Annotated in this window: 24 protein-coding genes and 1 pseudogene; 10 read left to right on the top strand and 15 right to left on the bottom strand. The window is 63.1% G+C overall.

Going from position 1 to position 17,788, the window contains the following annotated elements; translation table 11 throughout:
• Positions 1-20: 20 nt before the first annotated feature.
• Positions 21-311 (bottom strand): ArsR/SmtB family transcription factor, encoded by a 291-nt coding sequence (locus tag EB235_RS14700; RefSeq protein WP_027030271.1) that lies wholly within the window; start codon positions 309-311, stop codon positions 21-23.
• Positions 312-562: 251 nt separating this feature from the next.
• Between EB235_RS14700 and EB235_RS14695 the strand changes: the two genes are divergently transcribed.
• Entirely contained in the window at positions 563-760 is a 198-nt protein-coding gene (locus EB235_RS14695; RefSeq protein WP_245268807.1) for a type II toxin-antitoxin system Phd/YefM family antitoxin, read from the top strand.
• Complete coding sequence (locus EB235_RS14690) at positions 757-1,011, top strand: Txe/YoeB family addiction module toxin (protein WP_027030273.1); 255 nt, start codon at positions 757-759, stop codon at positions 1,009-1,011. The genes EB235_RS14695 and EB235_RS14690 overlap by 4 nt, the downstream gene beginning before the upstream one ends.
• Before the next feature lie 85 nt (positions 1,012-1,096).
• On the opposite strand, the gene EB235_RS14685 is transcribed toward EB235_RS14690, so the two are convergent.
• The 3 genes from EB235_RS14685 to EB235_RS14675 form a co-directional block, all read right to left on the bottom strand.
• Positions 1,097-1,795, bottom strand: a complete 699-nt coding sequence (locus tag EB235_RS14685) for an RES family NAD+ phosphorylase (RefSeq protein WP_027030274.1) — start codon at positions 1,793-1,795, stop codon at positions 1,097-1,099.
• Positions 1,789-2,199, bottom strand: a complete 411-nt coding sequence (locus EB235_RS14680) for an MbcA/ParS/Xre antitoxin family protein (RefSeq protein WP_027030275.1) — start codon at positions 2,197-2,199, stop codon at positions 1,789-1,791. Before EB235_RS14680 ends, EB235_RS14685 begins: the two co-directional genes overlap by 7 nt.
• A gap of 426 nt (positions 2,200-2,625) precedes the next feature.
• Entirely contained in the window at positions 2,626-2,844 is a 219-nt protein-coding gene (locus EB235_RS14675) for a hypothetical protein (protein WP_155256387.1), read from the bottom strand.
• Positions 2,845-3,001: 157 nt separating this feature from the next.
• Between EB235_RS14675 and EB235_RS14670 the strand changes: the two genes are divergently transcribed.
• Entirely contained in the window at positions 3,002-3,490 is a 489-nt protein-coding gene (locus EB235_RS14670) for a translation initiation factor 2 (RefSeq protein ID WP_208603625.1), read from the top strand.
• Between the two features lie 15 nt (positions 3,491-3,505).
• Here EB235_RS14670 and EB235_RS14665 read toward each other — a convergent pair whose 3' ends face one another.
• The 3 genes from EB235_RS14665 to EB235_RS14655 all read right to left on the bottom strand — a co-directional run bounded on the left by EB235_RS14665 (position 3,506) and on the right by EB235_RS14655 (position 5,969).
• Positions 3,506-4,939 (bottom strand): aldehyde dehydrogenase family protein, encoded by a 1,434-nt coding sequence (locus EB235_RS14665; protein ID WP_027030278.1) that lies wholly within the window; start codon positions 4,937-4,939, stop codon positions 3,506-3,508.
• A gap of 151 nt (positions 4,940-5,090) precedes the next feature.
• Complete coding sequence (locus EB235_RS14660) at positions 5,091-5,474, bottom strand: ACT domain-containing protein (protein ID WP_027030279.1); 384 nt, start codon at positions 5,472-5,474, stop codon at positions 5,091-5,093.
• Between the two features lie 27 nt (positions 5,475-5,501).
• Positions 5,502-5,969: a GNAT family N-acetyltransferase gene (locus EB235_RS14655; protein WP_027030280.1), complete on the bottom strand. Its 468-nt coding sequence runs from the start codon at positions 5,967-5,969 to the stop codon at positions 5,502-5,504.
• 299 nt (positions 5,970-6,268) lie between these two features.
• Here EB235_RS14655 and EB235_RS14650 point away from each other — a divergent pair, with 299 nt between their 5' ends.
• Positions 6,269-6,859 carry a cation transporter gene (locus EB235_RS14650; protein ID WP_027030281.1) on the top strand — a complete coding sequence of 197 codons (591 nt, stop codon included), beginning with the start codon at positions 6,269-6,271 and terminating at the stop codon, positions 6,857-6,859.
• A 91-nt stretch (positions 6,860-6,950) separates the two neighbouring features.
• Positions 6,951-7,583: an alpha/beta hydrolase gene (locus EB235_RS14645; protein ID WP_027030282.1), complete on the top strand. Its 633-nt coding sequence runs from the start codon at positions 6,951-6,953 to the stop codon at positions 7,581-7,583.
• A gap of 31 nt (positions 7,584-7,614) precedes the next feature.
• Here the strand turns inward: EB235_RS14645 and EB235_RS14640 are convergent.
• The 5 genes and pseudogenes from EB235_RS14640 to EB235_RS14620 form a co-directional block, all read right to left on the bottom strand.
• A pseudogene (locus EB235_RS14640) lies at positions 7,615-7,728 on the bottom strand (oxidoreductase); the annotation flags it as partial.
• 47 nt (positions 7,729-7,775) lie between these two features.
• The gene (locus EB235_RS14635; RefSeq protein ID WP_027030283.1) at positions 7,776-8,765 is read right to left on the bottom strand and encodes an aldo/keto reductase; all 990 of its coding nucleotides are present in this window, start codon (positions 8,763-8,765) and stop codon (positions 7,776-7,778) included.
• A 1-nt stretch (position 8,766) separates the two neighbouring features.
• Positions 8,767-9,141 (bottom strand): DUF2255 family protein, encoded by a 375-nt coding sequence (locus tag EB235_RS14630; RefSeq protein ID WP_027030284.1) that lies wholly within the window; start codon positions 9,139-9,141, stop codon positions 8,767-8,769.
• A 4-nt stretch (positions 9,142-9,145) separates the two neighbouring features.
• Positions 9,146-9,472 (bottom strand): carboxymuconolactone decarboxylase family protein, encoded by a 327-nt coding sequence (locus EB235_RS14625; RefSeq protein ID WP_027030285.1) that lies wholly within the window; start codon positions 9,470-9,472, stop codon positions 9,146-9,148.
• Between the two features lie 54 nt (positions 9,473-9,526).
• The gene (locus tag EB235_RS14620) at positions 9,527-9,922 is read right to left on the bottom strand and encodes a (R)-mandelonitrile lyase (RefSeq protein ID WP_027030286.1); all 396 of its coding nucleotides are present in this window, start codon (positions 9,920-9,922) and stop codon (positions 9,527-9,529) included.
• A gap of 153 nt (positions 9,923-10,075) precedes the next feature.
• Between EB235_RS14620 and EB235_RS14615 the strand changes: the two genes are divergently transcribed.
• From EB235_RS14615 to EB235_RS14595, 5 genes are all read left to right on the top strand, one after another.
• On the top strand, positions 10,076-10,969 hold the full coding sequence (locus EB235_RS14615; RefSeq protein ID WP_027030287.1) for a LysR family transcriptional regulator: 894 nt from the start codon (positions 10,076-10,078) through the stop codon (positions 10,967-10,969).
• A gap of 68 nt (positions 10,970-11,037) precedes the next feature.
• Positions 11,038-11,415, top strand: a complete 378-nt coding sequence (locus EB235_RS14610) for an ester cyclase (protein WP_027030288.1) — start codon at positions 11,038-11,040, stop codon at positions 11,413-11,415.
• A gap of 181 nt (positions 11,416-11,596) precedes the next feature.
• Positions 11,597-12,661, top strand: coding sequence for a YeiH family protein (locus tag EB235_RS14605; protein WP_027030289.1), 1,065 nt, complete (start codon positions 11,597-11,599; stop codon positions 12,659-12,661).
• A gap of 84 nt (positions 12,662-12,745) precedes the next feature.
• Complete coding sequence (locus EB235_RS14600; RefSeq protein WP_027030290.1) at positions 12,746-13,795, top strand: helix-turn-helix domain-containing protein; 1,050 nt, start codon at positions 12,746-12,748, stop codon at positions 13,793-13,795.
• 201 nt (positions 13,796-13,996) lie between these two features.
• Positions 13,997-15,046: an alpha/beta hydrolase family protein gene (locus EB235_RS14595; RefSeq protein ID WP_027030291.1), complete on the top strand. Its 1,050-nt coding sequence runs from the start codon at positions 13,997-13,999 to the stop codon at positions 15,044-15,046.
• Between the two features lie 87 nt (positions 15,047-15,133).
• Here EB235_RS14595 and EB235_RS14590 read toward each other — a convergent pair whose 3' ends face one another.
• From EB235_RS14590 to EB235_RS14580, 3 genes are all read right to left on the bottom strand, one after another.
• A complete protein-coding gene (locus EB235_RS14590; RefSeq protein WP_027030292.1) occupies positions 15,134-15,631 on the bottom strand; it encodes a GAF domain-containing protein in 498 nt (165 codons plus the stop codon).
• A gap of 146 nt (positions 15,632-15,777) precedes the next feature.
• Positions 15,778-16,662 carry an AraC family transcriptional regulator gene (locus EB235_RS14585; protein WP_027030293.1) on the bottom strand — a complete coding sequence of 295 codons (885 nt, stop codon included), beginning with the start codon at positions 16,660-16,662 and terminating at the stop codon, positions 15,778-15,780.
• A gap of 92 nt (positions 16,663-16,754) precedes the next feature.
• Positions 16,755-17,636 (bottom strand): AraC family transcriptional regulator, encoded by an 882-nt coding sequence (locus EB235_RS14580; protein WP_027030294.1) that lies wholly within the window; start codon positions 17,634-17,636, stop codon positions 16,755-16,757.
• Positions 17,637-17,788 lie beyond the last annotated feature (152 nt).

The following is a 17,788-nucleotide window of genomic DNA, read 5'->3' as shown; positions in this document are numbered from 1 at the left end:
TGGGATATGGGGGAGGATCGTCAGAGACCGGACAGGGCGGCCTGGAAGGCGGCGATGGTTTCTTCGTTGCGCTTGTAGAACACCCATTGACCGACCCGCCGCGTCGTCACGAGGTCGGCAGACGCCAGCGTCGCCAGATGTGCCGAAACACTGGACTGCGCCAGGCCACGGCCATCGAACTGGCTGGCGCAAACACCCATCTCGAGCGGATGCGCCTGTTCGGCGAAGTGCCGTTCAGGCTCCTTCAACCACGCCAGCACATCGCGCCGAAACGGATGCGCCAGTGCCTTCAATATGATGTCGTTGTCCATCTTCATCCTGCATCGGTCTCACCAGATATATAGATCGGGTGGAGACGATATGGCAGGAAATCCATGCTATTGTTAAGGGCCATTGGAGAAAATCGCTCCGATCGCATGGCCGCGAAAGGGGCCAATCGCCTTAGGCCCAATGATCGACCTCAAAATCCTTGCCATCTTGTACGTAAACGCGTACAAGATGGCCCATGCGAACCACATCCTACAGTGACCTCAGGCGCAACCTGGCCGCTACGATAGACAGCGTGAACGCTGATCATGAGCCGGTCATCATCACGCGCGACCGCGGCAAGCCGGCGGCAGTGCTGATGTCGGTGGAGGATTTCGCCTCCTACGAGGAAACCCGCTATCTCCTGCGCAGCCCGCGTAACGCCGATCGCTTGCTTGAGGCGACGCAGGGATTGGACCAAGGCGAAGGGACCGAGCGCGAGCTTCCCGAGTGAAGCTGATCTTCCATGAACGCGCATGGGAGGATTATCTGCACTGGCAGGCAACCGACGCCAAACTGCTTGCACGCGTAAATGCGCTCATCAAGGAATGCACCCGCACGCCGTTTACCGGGACAGGCAAGCCAGAACCGTTGCGTGGGCCACTTTCGGGATGGTGGTCACGGCGCATCACGCAGGAGCATCGTCTGGTCTACCGCGCAGGCGAAGACAGCCTGTTCATCGCGCAATGTCGCTACCACTATTGAGAGAGAGCTGACCAGCCTTTCGGAGCCGGCTGTCGTCTCTATCCCCGCCCGACAACCAGCTGTGGGCAAGCCCGAAGGCCTGCCATCAGCTGACCGCCAGCACCTTGCCCGTATCGTGCTGGCGCACGAAATCCACATGGCTGCCGTCCCAGTGATAGCTGTAGTGCCGGCCTTGCACCGGGACTGTAATGACATCTGGCCAGAAGATGCCGATGCATTGGCCGCCCGGCATGCGCACGCTGTTCCACACCAGCCCGTCGCTGCCCTGCGCCCGCAGCGCCCGCCCTTCCGCCTGCGAGGCCGTGTAATCGTCAGGATCGAGCACGCCGGGTACCGCATTGACGTCATCGAGGTCGCGGTCGACGCTGCCGATCAGCACGCGAAAGTCAGCCGTCCAGCCCGGATCCTCATTGGTGGCGCGCATGAAGTTCTGGTGGTGGTGGATGGTCTCGGCCAGCGCCACATCCTCGCTGTCGCCGGCATAATAGAGGCCGTAGCTGCCATCGGAAAAGCGGCCGGGCCGCAGCGGCGAACAATGCACGAAGGGCGCCATGACGAAGCTGGCGCCGGGGCCGGAAACCCGCCTTGCGGCAGTCACCTTGCCGAGGTCGCCGATCTCCAGCCGGATGCGTGGATTGGTCTTCTCCTCCACCGAGGCCAGCGCCTCCCAGTCGCGCGGATCGGCAATGTCCTCGAACAGGTCGATCGGCGGATGGATGGAGCGGATGATGCGAAAGGTCTGGTGCCACTGGACGCGGCGCCGGACCGCAAGCCCACTCACCATGCACCACGCTCCGCATCGAGCCATTCGCGCATCGCGGCAAGGTCGGAGATTTCGCCACGCAGCATCAGGTCGAGCGCCGACTGGCCGCCAAACGTCGCATTGGGCTTGCGGATCCAGGCATAGCCCCGCGCCGGCTCGGTGAAGAGGTAGCGCAAGCCCTTGTGGATACCCATCAGATGCGCCATGCGGGTGCGCAGGTCGCGATCGATCCGGCCGATGCCGCCCTCTTTCCATCGCGCCCAGGTGCGCGCCGACATGCCGCCAAGCAGGATGCAGGCCTCCAGATCGGTGAGGTTCCACGCCTTGAACAGATTGACCGTGGTGCGCGCCAGAGCGCCCGCCTCTTCCTCTGAAATGGCTGACCCTACCGTGGCCGGCGTGGTGACGATGGACTGAAGCTGCATTTTCGAACCTCTGCTATTGGCAGAGATATAGCATGTATTTGCCAATTGGCAAGGATGACATCAGAAAAGCCGCATTGCAAGGCTGGGGTTTCCTCGCCCCACTTTCGTCCACGTTAGGCACAAATCTTCTAAGAGTGCCTTGATTGATCGGCCCGAGACTTGATTGCCACGTGGTTCCCCCAATCCGTCGCTGCTTTGCAGCGCCACCTTTCCCCCCTCCGGAGGGAAAGGAAAGGAGCTTTGCTCGGCGAGCGTTGGCAGCAATAGGCTCGCGCCCTTCCTCTACCCCGTCGATCGGGGGAGAGGTGTCGAGCGAAGCTCGACGGAGTGGGGGTCGACCAGCGCTGCCTAAGACAATGCATGCGCCGAGCTGCTACTCAGCTGCCTTCGCGTGAGCGAGGAACCCAGGTTCTGAAAGGATCCCGCCTACTTCCCCAGCACCTTCGCCTTGCAGGCCGGGCTCAGTTCCTTCAGATGCTTCTTCAGGCATGGGCCGGCGCTGCCGTTCGGAAATTGCGGGCAAAGCCGCTGCCGGTCTTCCTTGCACGGCGAATTGGCGATCGTCGACTTGGCATTGGCCTCGACACCGACCGCCAGCACCATCGCCGCCACGGCGGCGATTCCCAGCACTTTCCCTATTTTCATTCCAGCCACCCCATTGTTCACGACGGCTGAACCTGCCCGATGCCGGAGGGGCCAACAACTAACGGTATCGGGAGGTAACCGCAGACGTCGGTTAAAAACCGCCTCACATCGGCTTCGCGCTTGCGCGCCTCCCTTGCGCAGGATTGGAAGTTACGCCATGAATGATTTGGGGGGAATTCAAATGAAAATACGTATTTTTGCCGCCTTGGCGGCAGCGCTTACTGTTTCCGGCTGCGCATCGGTAGTGCGTGGAACTACAGATAAAGTCTCCATAAATTCAAACCCGCCGGATGCGACGATACGAACATCCCTCGGACATTCTTGCCCGGCATCGCCATGCACTGTCGAAGTAAGCCGAAAAGAAGGCTTCACCGCCTTTGCCGACAAGGAAGGCTACAAGCCAGGCAGCATTTATATTGGCACCAACATGAGTGGGAAAGGTGCCGCGGGGCTAGCCGGAAATATCTTGGTCGGCGGTCTGATTGGCGTCGGCGTCGACGCGATGACCGGCGCCACGCTGGATCATTTTCCGAATCCGGCGCTTATAACTCTGGTTCCTGTCGAAGCGCCCGGCGAGAGCACGAAGGCGGTTGCCCCGCCTCCTGCTCCGCCAACGAAAAACAACAGCGCACGTACTGGCGTCTGACCGAAGGGGCGGACCCTACTCCGCAGCCTCATACCCGGCGATGCCCTTGATCTCGAGGAAATCCTCGAGACCATACTCGGCATACTCACGGCCATTGCCCGACTGCTTGTAGCCGCCGAAGGGCAGGCCGGCGTCCCAGGTCGGGTAGTTGATGTAGACATTGCCGGAGCGCATGCGCGCCGCCACGTCGCGGGCCTTTTGGATGTCCTTGGCCTGGATATAGGAGGCAAGGCCATAGACCGTGTCGTTGGCCTGCTCGACCGCCTGTTCGACCGTGTCGTAGGGCATGATCGCCAGCACCGGCCCGAAAATCTCTTCGCGTGCGATGCGCATGTCGTGGGTGACGTCGGCGAACACGGTCGGCCTGATGTAGTAGCCGCGGTTGAGTTCGGCGGGGCGGCCGGGGCCGCCGGCGACGAGCGTCGCACCCTCGTCGATACCGGCCTGGATCAGGTCCTGGATCTTGTCGAACTGGATCTGGCTGACGACCGGGCCAAGCTTGGTGTTGGCGCCATCGGCCGGGCCGACGGTGAACTTTTCCGCCGCGACCTTGGCATAGCCGGCGGCCTCGTCATGGCGGTCGCGCGGCACGAACATGCGGGTCGGCGCATTGCAGGACTGACCTGAGTTGCCGAAGCAGCCGGCGACGCCCTTGGTGACGGCCTTTTCGAGGTCGACATCCGGGAACAGGATGTTGGCCGATTTGCCGCCAAGCTCCTGGTGCACGCGCTTGACCGTATCGGCGGCGGCCTTGGCCACCAGGATGCCGGCCCGCGTCGACCCGGTAAACGACATCATGTCGATGTCGGGATGGCTGGACAGCGCCTGGCCGACGCCGGGGCCATCGCCATTGACGAGGTTGAACACGCCCTTCGGCACGCCGGCCTCGTCGATGATCTCGGCGAAGATGATGGCGTCGAGCGGCGCGATTTCGGACGGCTTCAGCACCATGGTGCAGCCGGCGGCAAGTGCGGGACCGACCTTGCAGGTGATCTGGTTAAGCGGCCAGTTCCACGGCGTGATCAGGCCAACGACGCCGATCGGCTCCTTGACGATCAGCGCGCTGCCCTTGACGTGGCGGAACTGGAAAGTTTTCAGCACTTCCGCCATCTTCTCCAGATGCGCCTGGCCGACACCGACCTGGCTGTCGAGCGCCATCTGGCGCGGCGCGCCCATTTCGCGCGACACGGCGAGCGCCAGATCCTTCGAGCGCTTCTTGTAGACCGCGATGACGCGGTTCAGGATGTCGAGGCGCTCTTCCACCGAGGTGAAGCCGAAGGAGTTGAAGGCGCGCTTGGCGGCGGCCACCGCTCTGTCGACATCGGCCTTGGAGCCGAGCGAGATCTGCGCGAAGGCATCCTCGTTCGACGGGTCGATGACATCGAGCGTGTTGGGCACAACAGGATCGACCCACGCGCCATCGATATAGAACTGCAGATTGTGTGACATGGTTTTCTCCCTGGGGGCGCCGTATGGCCTGATCGGCCGTGATATGTGGCTAGAGATAACGATGCACAAACGCCGGTGTCAAACGCAACCCCCGAAGTGGTTAAGCCAGCGCCCCCAGTGATTGAGCCAGACGCTTTGGGCCAGAATGAAACTACAGCAGCGTGTGTCCTGCCTCGACCAGGTGCTGTCTCGCCGCTTCCTGATCCGCCGCTTTCACCAGCAGATGATCGCCGTCGAAGGTGGACACCAGGAAGATGCCCAGCCCATTTTCCGACAGCGGCTGGATGACCGACAACACGATGCCGGTCTCGTCGAAAGCAAAGGGGCCTTGCAATTTGAAGGCGACCCAGTCGCCATCGTGCTTGACCGAGCCTGGAACGCGATCCTGCAGGCACGTGATCGAAAGCTCGTCGTCGGTCCTGGTGATGCTGACAAAGCCCGGCCCGTCCGCCCAGCCGGGAATGCTGTCGCCCGCTCCGAGTCGCGAGATCGCGTATGGCCCGGGAAGTTGCTTCAGTTTGACCCTGGCAGCCATCGTCGTATCCATGCCTCCGATTGACCGCTATCGCGTCAATTTCTTGCTCATATAGACCGTCATGCCGCCCATGAACGGCTCTTCCCGGTCGATCACATAGCCGTTCCTCTTGTACAGCGAGACATTGGCCTCGAAGGCGCCATTGGTCAGCAGGCGCAGCTCGGGGCGACCGGCTTCGAGCGCCTTCTGCTCAGCCCGCTCCAGCAACAGCAGGCCGACGCCCCTGCCCTGTGCGTCCGGCGCGACGCAGACATTCTCGATCCAGAGATGATCGTCGGCGAGCATGGTTTCGATCATGCCGACGATGCGGCCGTCCGCCACGGCGAGTTCGAACGGATGCTCGGCGACGGCCTTGTCGTAATCGGCGCGCATCGGCAGCGGCTCGCGGCCGATCAGGGGCACCCATTTGGCATAGGCTGCGCGCACAATGTCCCTGATGGCCGGGACATCGGCGGATTCGGCCGGCCGAAACCGGATGGAAGAGTTGATGGTCATGACAGTGCTCCAGGCATGGAAAACCCCGCCGGCGTTGTCGCGGGCGGGGCTGGAAACGAACGAACCGGATTTATTGTGCCGGGTCTTGTCGTCGCGCAATCAGCTTGCCGCTCCGCAGTGCGCAGGGGCGGCGTCGGTTGGTGTTGGTGGGCGCGAGGGCGAACATGGCGCCAAGCTGGCGCAGGAAGCGCGGCGCTGTCAAGGCGGTCGTACAATCGCTATTGTCTCACGTCGGCGGAGTGCTCTTGGCCGGCGAGCATATGCTTTACACCGACAGCAATTGATCAATGGACAAAAGTATGACCGGAACGCTGAATAAAGCGGTGCGGATGGTTGCCATCCTGAACCTTGGTTACTTCGGGATCGAGTTTGCCGTAGCGGTTTGGATCCGATCGGTATCGCTGTTTGCGGACAGCATCGATTTCCTGGAGGATGCATCTGTCAACCTCCTGATCATGGTCGCGTTGGGCTGGACTATCCGCAACAGAGCGCGGCTCGGAATGGCGCTGGCAGGGATACTTCTGATCCCGGCTTTGGCAACCCTTTGGACGGCTTGGGAGAAATTCAACATTCCAATTCCGCCAGCGCCCGTTCCGCTAACGCTTACAGCGGCTGGCGCCATCCTCGTCAACCTGTCGTGCGCTCTCATGCTCGCTCGCTATCGCCGTCACAGCGGCAGCCTTACTCATGCGGCATTTCTCTCGGCGCGCAACGATGTCCTAGCCAATATCGCAATCATCGCCGCCGGCCTCGTCACGGCATTTGTGTGGCACTCGGCCTGGCCGGATATTGTCGTTGGCCTTGCCATCGCAGTCATGAATGCGGACGCGGCCCGCGAGGTTTTCACGGCCGCGAGACGCGAATTCGCAGAAACCCAAATTTCGAGCTGAGACACCACCGCCCGATCCGGGCACGATCCTCCTCAATACTCCTGCGCCGTCGGCGCTATAAGGTAGATCGTCTCTCACAAAACCAAAAACAATGGCCTTGCAGATGCCCGACCCAACACACGCTCACTGCTTCGTTCCTGTCACCGATACGATCCGTGCGCCGCTCGTTCTGCTCCATGGTTCGGGCGGCAACGAGTTCGAGCTGCTGCCCTTGGCCGGTGAACTGGCGCCTGAGGTGGCGAGGCTCGGCATCCGTGGCACAGTCGCCATCGATGGCGGGCATGCCTTCTTCCATCGTTTTCCAGATCGCCGAGTGGACGAAGCGGATATTGCCGCCAGGGCGCCTGTGCTGGCGGAATTCATCGAAGCGGCCTGCGGCCACTACGGCTTGAACGGACGCCCCATAGCCATCGGCTTTTCCAACGGTGCCATCATGGCGGCAGCGCTGCTGCTGACCCATCCCGGCCTGTTGGCGGGGGCGGTCCTGTTTCGTCCCCTCTCCCCGTTCACCGGCGATCTCCCGACCCATCTGGACGGGACGCCCGCGCTGATCCTTGATGGAGACAGCGACAACCGCAGATCGCCGGGCGACGGCCTGCGACTGGCTCAGCGGCTGGTCCGTGCAGGGGCGTCGGTGACCCATCATGTGCTGCCGGTCGGCCACTCGATCACCGCCGAGGACAAGCGAATTGCCGGCGAGTGGCTTCAGGCGATTGCACGTTAAACAGTTCGGGGCCAACGCTTCCGCCAGCGGCCTAATACTCCTGCGCCGTCGGCCGAAACAATATCTCGTTGATGTCGACCTCCTCGGGCTGGCTCATGGCGAACACCACCGTCCTGGCGAAGGAATCCGCCGGGATCGCCACGCGGTCGCCGAGCGCGCGCACGCACTCGGCGACATCGGGCTCCTTGCGCTTCAGCGATCGATGCGTGCCGCCTGTTGCGGGGAATAGCGCTCGCCCTGCACGGCAATCGCCGAGACAGCGTCTTCGATGTTGGCAAGATCGTCCGCCGTCAGCGCGACAGTGGCCGATCCGATGTTCTCCTCGAGCCGATTGAGCTTCGTCGTGCCGGGGATCGGAACGATCCAAGGCTTTTGCGCCAGCAGCCAGGCGAGCGCGACCTGCGCCGGGGTCACCTTCTTCTGCGCCGCGATCGCAACGATCGCATCGACCAGCGCCTGGTTCGCCTTGCGGGCCTCCTCCGCGAAGCGCGGCACGGTGTTGCGGAAGTCGCTGCTATCGAAGGTCGTGCTGGCGTTGATGGCGCCGGTCAGGAACCCCTTGCCCAGCGGGCTGAAGGGCACGAAGCCGATGCCCAGTTCCTCGAGTACCGGCAGGATCGCCTCCTCGGGCTCACGCCACCACAGCGAGTATTCGCTTTGAAGGGCGGCGACCGGCTGCACAGCGTGCGCCCGCCTTATGGTGCGCACACCGGCTTCGGAGAGGCCGAAATGCTTGACCTTGCCCTGGCTGATCAGGTCCTTCACCGCGCCCGCCACCTCTTCGATCGGCACCACCGGATCGACACGGTGCTGGTAGAGCAAGTCGATGCGGTCGGTCCTCAGCCGCTTGAGCGAAGCCTCTACGACGTCGCGAATATGCTGCGGCCGGCTGTCCATACCCTCATGTCCGGCGGAACCTGCGATGTCGATGCCGAATTTGGTGGCGATCACCACCTGGTCGCGGATCGGCTGCAGCGCCTCACCGACGACGTCCTCGTTGGTGAACGGTCCATAGACTTCCGCCGTGTCGAAGAAGGTGATGCCGCGCTCGAACGCCGAGCGGATCAGGCGAACCGCATCCGCAGTCTCCATCGGTGTCCCGTAGGAATGGCTCATGCCCATGCAGCCAAGCCCGATGGCCGAGACTTCGAGGTCGCTCTTTCCAAGTGTGCGCTTTTGCATGTCAATTCTCCTTCGGTGTGATCCGCACCGTGGCGGCGCGGGCGCGCGGCGCGATCATCGGCGCGAGATAGGGGCTGGCTGCGTATTTCGCCCTGTAGGCGTCATCGATGCGGTCGTTGACGGTTCCCTCGACCGCCTCGAAGCCGACATCCCTGGCCATGCCGGCAGCGGTGATGCGACCGGCCTTCTGCTTGATCGCGGCCTGATACCAGCGTGACTGCAGGCCATTGTAGCCGCGCACATAAAGCGCGCCGCCGACAACGACCGACCAGATCCATGTCGGCGTCCCCAGGGTCACGCCATCATCGCGCAACGGCGAAATATGCAGATCGTCGGTCGCCGCGATCCTTGCGAGTTCGTCCTCCGACCATGGCATGGCTTCACCCCTTCTCGGCGTCGGCCTGCTCGAAGACTTTCCGTGCAATGCCGATCGCGGTGCTGGCCGCCGGCCATCCGGCGTAGAAGGCGAGATGCGTGATGGTTTCGATGAGTTCGTCGGGGGTGACGCCATTGTCGAGCGCCCGCTTCATATGGAAAGGCATCTCGTTGACCCGGTAGTTCGAGACCAGGCTGGTGACGGTGACGAGGCTGCGATCGCGCGGCGAAAGGCCGGGGCGCTTCCAGACATCCCCGAACAGCACCTCGTCGGTGTATTTGCCGAGCGCGGGCGCGATATCGGAGAACGGGCTTTTGGGGGCGTCAGTCATTGAGAGCTTCCTTCGCTAGGGGATGTATCGGACATGGAGCCGGGAACCGCCGCGTCAAACCCCGTAGTGGTCGTCGCTGACCTTCTCCATCCAGTCGACGACCTTTCCGTCGAGCGCTTCGGCAATGGCGATATGGCTCATTGCCGTGGTTGGCGCCGCGCCATGCCAGTGCTTTTCGCCGGGCGCGAACCAGACGATGTCGCCGGGGCGGATCGGTTCGATCGGCCCAGCCTCGCGCTGGACAAGCCCGGCGCCTGACAGGACGATCAGCGTCTGGCCGAGCGGATGGGTGTGCCAGGCGGTGCGCGCGCCGGGCTCGAAGGTCACGGTGGCACCGCCGACGCGGGCGGGTTCGCTGCCCTTGAAGGGCGCGTCGATGCGCACCGTGCCCGTGAAATACTCCGCAGGGCCTTTCGCCGAGGCTTGCGAGCCGCTTCGCTTGATATCCATGGTTTTTCCTTTTCCCGGCGCCGGGCAGATCACCGCCACGAACTTCAGGGCCGCCGATTTCGGGCAGCCAATTGTGATAGCCACTATTTAGCGCCTGCGATTGGCCTGGATTAGGTGCTATATCCCGCATGTACTTATGAGGAGAGCTCATCAATGCCGCGAGACAATCTCAACGAGCTGACCGCCTTCCTCGCGGTCGCGCGCGAAAAAAGCTTCACCCGGGCGGCGGCTCAGCTGGGCGTCTCGCAATCGGCGCTCAGCCACACGGTGCGGGCGCTGGAGGAGCGGCTCGGCGTGCGGCTGCTCACCCGCACCACGCGCAGCGTCTCGCCCACCGAGGCCGGCGAGCGGCTGACGCGCTCCATCGGGCCGAGGCTCGACGAGATCGAGGCCGAACTCGTCGCGGTGAGCGCCTTGCGTGAAAAGCCCGCCGGCACCATCCGTATCACCGCCGGCGAGCACGCCGCCGACGCCGTGCTGTGGCCGGCGATATCAAGGCTGCTGCCCGACTATCCCGACATCAGGGTCGAGATCATCGTCGACTACGGCCTGACCGACATCGTCGCCGAGCGCTACGATGCCGGCGTGCGGCTGGGCGAACAGGTGGCGCGCGACATGATCGCGGTGCGCATCGGCCCCGACCAGCGCATGGCCGTGGTCGGATCGCCGGCCTACTTCGCCAAACGGCCGAAGCCGCGCTCACCGCAGGACCTGACCACGCACAATTGCATCAACCTGCGCTTGCCGACCTATGGCGGGCTCTATGCCTGGGAATTCGAAAAGGCCGGGCGTGAGCCGAAGGTGCGCGTCGAGGGCCAGCTGATCTTCAATACATCCGGCTTGCGCATGAATGCCGTGCTGACCGGCCTCGGCCTTGCCTATCTGCCGCAGGATCAGGTGCACGCGCACCTTGCCAGCGGCGAACTGGTGCGGGTGCTGGCCGACTGGTGCCCGCCCTTCCCCGGCTACCACCTCTACTACCCCAGCCGCCGCCAGGCGACACCAGCCTTCTCGCTGCTGGTCGATGCGCTGCGCTATCGGGGCTAGAACTCTGGACTCGATCCACGTTCCTTCTATCTTCGCGATCAACCGATCTAAAGCACCGGAGCATCGCCGTGACCGTGACCGACCTCTATCGAGGCTATATCGACTGCCTCAACAGTCAGGATTGGGCGCGGCTGCACCGCTTCGTCCATGACGAGGTGCACCACAACAGCGAGCGCGTCGGGCTGTCAGGCTACCGCGAAATGCTGGAGCGGGATTTCCGCGAAATTCCGGACCTCTATTTCGATGTCCAGCTCTTGATCTCCGAGCCACCCTTCATCGCCAGCCGCATCCAGTTCCACTGCACGCCGAGGGGGACTTTCTTCGGCCTGCCGATCAACGGCAAGAAGGTCTCGTTCAGCGAGAACGTGTTTTATGAGTTTCTCGACGACCGGATCAGGAATGTCTGGTCGGTGATCGACAAGGCGGCGATCGCGGCGCAGCTTTGATGCGGCCAGTTCCCTTCTCCCCGTTCTACGGGGAGAAGGTGCCGGCAGGCGGATGAGGGGGCACCGACTTCCGCAATGAAAGCAATCGTTCGCAAAAATCGATCATTCTAACCAAAACAATTCGTTGGAAAGATCGGTTCAGGAATGGCATTCTCCAGGGGTACTTGCCTGGAGAATTGCATTGTCGTCCTTCACCCACATCACGAACGATATTCCGAAAAGCACGATTTCGGCCGATCTGGCCGCCGGCCGCAAGCGGCTCGATTTGGTGTGGAACGGCGTCATTCCCGGCATCGTGCTGGTGGCGATGATCACGGCTGTTGCCTTCTCGGCGCACAATGTCTCCGGCTTTGCCTTGTTCAGCCCGATGATCCTGGCCGTCGTCGCCGGCATGATCTATTCCAACGTGCTCGGCACGCCGGCGCACGCCAAGGCCGGCATCGCCTTCTCGCAAAAGCGCCTGCTGCGCTTTGCCATCGTGCTGCTCGGCTTCCAGCTGACGCTCGGCCAGGTCGTCTCGATCGGCGCCGGCGGCGTCGGCATCGTCGCGCTGACGCTTGGCTCGACCTTCGTCTTCACCATCACGCTCGGCCGGCTGATCGGCGTCGACGCCAAGCTGGCGCAGCTGATTGCCGCCGGCACGTCGATCTGCGGCGCTTCGGCCATCGTCGCCACCAACATCGTCACCGATGCGCGCGACGAGGACGTCACCTATGCCGTTGCCTCGATCACGCTGTTTGGCACTATCGCCATGCTCGGCTTCCCGCTGCTGGCGCCGCTGCTCGGCCTCGACCAGCACGCGTTTGGCCTGTGGGCCGGCGCCTCGATCCATGAGGTGGCGCAGGTCATCGGCGCCGGTTTCCAGAACGGCACCCAGTCCGGCGAGATCGCCACGGTGGCCAAGCTGACGCGCGTTGCCATGCTGGCGCCGATGGTCATCGCGCTCGGCCTGATGGCGCGGCGCACGAGGAGTGGCGACCAGTCGGCAGCGCGTCCGCCCATGCCATGGTTCGTCGCCGCTTTCGTCGCCGTCGTGGCGCTGAACAGCCTGGTCACCGTGCCCGCCGAAGTGAAGTCGGCAATAGTGCTCGCCACCACCATCATGCTGACCATGGGGCTCGCCGCCATGGGCCTGCAGGCCGACATCTCGCAGCTGCGCTCGCGCGGCCTGCGCCCGCTGGCACTGGCCTTCTGCGCCTTCCTGTTCATCGGCAGCTTCAGCTTGATGCTGGTGAAGTTCGCCTAGACATCGATACGGCTTGCCAGCGAGTTTGGGAATCAATCCACATCGGCTAGGCTCCGCGCATCAGCCCGCGAGCCCAACCGATCCATGCCGTTTGTTCCCCTGCCCTTCGTCGTCGCCTTGCTGCTGTTCATCCTGCTTTGGGTCGTCGCCAGGCGCGGGGATGACGCGGCGCCCAACCTGTCGTTCCTTGGCCTGATCCTGCTCAGCGCGCTGCAATCGGTGCTCGTCGGCCTGCGCTGGGGCTATGGCATCAGCGAGGTCGGCTACATCGCCCCGGTGTCCGCCGCGATCATGCCGTCGCTGCTCTATGCCGGTGTCTCCAGGCTCGTCCGCACCAGCGACCGCCAATGGCCGGCGCGGCTCGCCATCCACGCCACGCCGGCCGTCATCCTCGTCATGCTGATGATCTTTTGGCCGGCGGCCATCGACTTCGCGCTGATATCGATCGATTTCATCTACGCCGCCGCCATTCTCTGGCTGCTTCGTTCCGGCGCGGACGGCCTTCGCCTTGCTCCTTTCGACGGGGCTGTCCCGGCCTATCGGGCCATCATTGCCGCGGCGGTAACACTGTGCCTGTCGGGAATGGTCGATGTGCTGATTTCCCTTGAGCTGGCGTTGGGGCATGGCGCGCGCGCGGCGACGGTGATCGGCATCGCCAATCTCTTCATCCTCGTCTTTGTCGGCGTGGCGGCGGCGGCGGCCAGCCAAAGTCACGTCCCGCTCAATGCGGCTGAACCGGCGGAGGCTCCGCCCCCGACAGGGTTCGGCGAAGACGCCGATACGCTTCGCCGGGTCGATGAGACGATGCAGGAGAAAAAGCTCTACCGCGACGCCGATCTCAACCTCAACCGCCTTGCCCGCCGCGCCGGAATTCCGGCACGCCAGATTTCAGCAGCGATCAACCGGGCGACGGGCAAGAACGTCTCGCAATATGTCAACGAACACCGCATCGCCGAGGCCTGCCGGCTCTTGAGCGAGACCGACCAGTCGGTGACCGAGATCATGCTGACGGTCGGCTTCCAGACCAAGTCGAATTTCAACCGCGAGTTCCGCCGCGTCACCGACATGACGCCGCTCGCCTGGCGGGAACGCAACGCCCAGTCGCCCTCGCTCGCGAGCCCCGTGAGCGGCTGAAATCCAGCGGCGCGGTTCGCGTCGAACAGTACTCAATCGCGATAAAGCACGTTCTCGATCGTGTTCGAGGTCTCCGGCCGCGTTCGAATGCGCTGATATCGCGGCATGAACACAGCTACCGAACACGACCGTCAACTGGCCGGGAGCCGAAGGCTCCAGACTTGCCAGCCCATGGCGCGTTTTCGGCAACGGAGATATCAAATGAGATTCTGGATCACGCTTTGCACCATCATCGCTTCGACAATAGTCATGCTGAATGCGAGCATCGCCGGCGAGACTGTCGGCGTTCGTCACTTTCCCGCCGCATCCAGGGAGCGCGGCACCGATCTCGATGTGACGGTCTGGTACCCGGCACAGCCTGGCGGTGAGCCGGTCAGCCTTGGCGACAGCGAGCTTTTCGTCGGCACCTCAGCCATGCGTGATGCGCCAATATCAGGTGGAAAATTTCCGCTGATCCTGCTGTCGCATGGCGCCGGCCTGGCGGGAAACCCGCAAGCGCTGAGCTGGATCGCAACGCCTCTGGCCAGGCAGGGATTTGTCGTCGCCGCTCCCACCCATCCGGGCAATACGGGGCCAAAACGATCCGCCGCCGAGACGATGAAACTCTGGTTGCGGCCCGCCGACCTCACGGCGACGCTGGACGCGATAGGCAAGGACACGGTCTTCAGCGATCACCTCGAGCAAGGCAAAGTCGGTGTTCTCGGCCTTTCCATGGGCGGCAATACGGTGCTGGCGATAGCCGGGGCCCGCGTCGACCCCAGGCTGCTGGCGGCCTATTGTGATACGGACCTGCTCAACGCCTCGCTTTGCCAGTGGCTCAGGCAAAGCGGCGTCGATCTCCACGCCATGGATCTGCAGCCCGCCGGCCGCGACAACACCGACGAGCGCATCCGTTTCGCCATGGCGGTCGATCCCGCCCCAGTCGATGTCTTCGGCGCCAAGAGCTTCGCCGGGATCAAAGTTCCGGTCGCCATCGTCAATCTTGGCCGGCCGGGGAAAATCCCGACCACCGCCGACGCCTCAGGGATCGCCAAGGCCATTGCAAATGCCAGCTACGCGACGATCGAGGATGCCAGCCATTACAGCATGTTCGGCGAGTGCAAGCCGGGTGCATTGGCCATCATCGCGGCCGAAGAGATCGGTGATCCGGTGTGCGATGATGGGGGTGGCCGCTCACGCGGGGAGATTCATGCGCAGCTGATTGATATGACCGCTGCGGCGTTTACGCGCGCGCTGAAGGCGGGGCGATAGGCCGGGATTCGCTTCAGCGGTGGTCTGCGCTGCGTCGCTACGCTCCATGCTCCGCCCGCGGATGACGAAAGGACGGAGTCGCTTCCCTCAATCCTCGAACGAACTCGCCGCGGCATAGATCGCGGCCAGTTTTTCGATGCCGGCCTGGTCAGCCTTGTCGAAGCGGCCGGGCAGCGGGCTGTCGAGATCGAGCACGCCGAAGACGCCTTCATCGTCTTCGAGCAGCACGACCAGTTCCGAGCGCGAATCGGCATCACAGGCGATGTGGCCGGGAAAATCATGCACGTCCTTGATCAGCATCGAGGTGCCGAGCTGGACCGCCGTTCCGCACACGCCCTTGCCGACAGCGATGCGCACGCAGGCCGGCTTGCCCTGGAAGGGTCCGAGCACCATTTCCTCGTCCGAGGCCAGGAAATAGAAGCCGGCCCAGTTGAGGTCGGGCACCATCTGGAAGATGAGCGCCGCGGTGTTGGCGGCATTGGCGATCGAGTCGCTTTCGCCGTCGAGCAGCGCCTTCAGCTGTGTGGCGAGGTCGCGGTAGAATGCCGGCTTGTCCGAGATGTCGATGGCCTTGGCCGCAAACATGGCTTGTCTCCGAACTGAGAACGCGGTTCCGTTTCCGCAAGCTCTGCACCAAACGACCACGGGATGACACTAGCGTGAATTCCATCCCCGGCGAAAGCCGCAAGATCAGGATTGCCGTACTTAGCGACAAGCCGCTATTGTCGGCGCTATTTCAGAGGCAGAAAGAGCTCAACGACCACTTCGTGCAGAGGCCCTTCCGCGACGAGGGACAGGTGTCGTTGGCAATAGACCGGGAAGTCGCGCACTTCCTCGCCGCTGGCCGGCAGCCATTCACGATAAAGGTAGAGTGCCGCGGGCTCGAGATTGTTGGTATTGCCGGGATAGCGCAGCACCGCGCAGCGTCCGCCGGGAATGACGCCGGCCTTCATCTGCCCGTCATTCGGGTCGATGGGCTGGTCGGTGCCGACGCAAATGTCCATGCTGTAGTCGGCCGCGATAGCCGGCTCCCTTTCGGAACGGAAGATGTTGAAGGTCGGGCTTGTCTGGGGCGACAGGCCGTGGGCCTTACGCCAGGCGATGAACCGCTGGATGGTGTCCTGGAGCGTCGACCGGTCGCCGCGATGCTCCATGACAGCCACCGGCGTTGGCGGCACATCGCGGATCATCACGTCGCCTGGTTCGAAGATTATCTGCATGAGCGTGTTCCTTGCTTTGTCGAAGGGCCCGAAGGCCATTAGCCACGCCCCCCAGTCGGGAGATTTCCGGAACGACGAAGGCGATTGCCCAAACCGTTGCCGGAAGGCGCGGGCAAAGGCATCCGGTGCGTCGTAACCGGCGTCCATCGCTATGTCGGTGACGCTTTCGGCGTCGCTTCCAGCAAGCCTGTATGAAGCCCGCCTCATGCGGGCGAGCTGGACATAGCGATGCACGGACACCCCGAAGGTTGATGTGAACTGCCGGTGGAAATGATATTTCGAGAACGCCGCGACGCCGCTCAATGCTTCCAGATCCAGATCGCCATCCAGGTGCTGGTCTATGTGGTCCAGCACCCGTTGCATCCGGGCATGATAGTTCTCAAGTGCCGTCTTCAACGTCTCGCCTCCATGACAACACCAGATAGACGCTCCCGGAGATGACACGCTCGACCGATCTTGCGGTCTGACGTGGGATCGACCAAAGCCCTCTACCGGCTTGCCGTGACATCGCGCAGCGGTGGCCGGCCGTAAAGCCGGCTGTATTCGCGGCTGAACTGCGATGGGCTCTGGTAGCCGACGCTGTAGCCGGCCGAGCCGACATCCAGCCGGTCGCTCAGCATCAGGCGCCGCGCTTCGTGCAGGCGCAGCTGCTTCTGGTACTGCATCGGCGTCATCGCCGTAACCGCCTTGAAGTGGTGATGCAGCGAGGACGGGCTCATGCCGACATGCTGCGCCAATTCCTCGATGCGCAGCGGCCGCGTGAAATTCCGCCGCAGCCAGGCGACAGCCTGGGCAACCCGGTTTGTCGGGGTCTCGAGCATTGCGATCTGCAACAGGGCCGGACCAAACGGACCGGTGGCGACGCGATAAAGAATTTCCTGCTCGATCAGCGGCGCCATCGCCGGAATATCCCGCGGCCGGTCAAGCAGGCGCAGCAGCCGCACGACAGCATCGAGCAAATCCGGGTGCGCCTTGTTGACGGCCACCGCTCGCATGTCGTGCGGGGCCGGCGCCATGTTGATGCGGCCGAACAGGTCCTTCAGCCGCTCCGGCTCGATCCGCAGGCCGAGCCCGAGGTTCGGCGCCTCGGAGCTAGCCTCCGTCACCCGCGAGACGACCGGCAAATCGAGCGAGACCACCAGATAGTCGCCAACACCATAGGTATGGAGTTCCTCCCCGATTGCCAGGCTTTTGGCGCCCTGCACCACCAGCGCCAAGCAAGGCCATTGCGCGGTGTAAACGCTTTTGCCGGTCGAGGAACGCCGGCTGAAGAACAATGTGTCGATCGCCGTCGCGCACTCTTCGTCCTCACCTGTGAAGCGGGTGATGATCGACGCCATCTCGCCATAGGGATCGCCCGCGAGTGTCAAAAGGCACCTGAAATCTTCAAAGCTGTCATGGCCTCAATCATATCGGATCCTGCGAAACTGGCCAGCGGCGACGGTCGAGCTTTGCAGGATCGTGCATGAATCTTGCAGGATCGCGATAACGCCGGACCGGCACTTCGCCGCATAACGCCGCC

Source organism: Mesorhizobium loti R88b, from assembly GCF_013170845.1.
Classification (GTDB): Bacteria; Pseudomonadota; Alphaproteobacteria; order Rhizobiales; family Rhizobiaceae; genus Mesorhizobium; species Mesorhizobium loti_B.
Note: the sequence above shows the minus strand (reverse complement) of the source record. Positions and strands in the feature narration are given on the sequence as shown.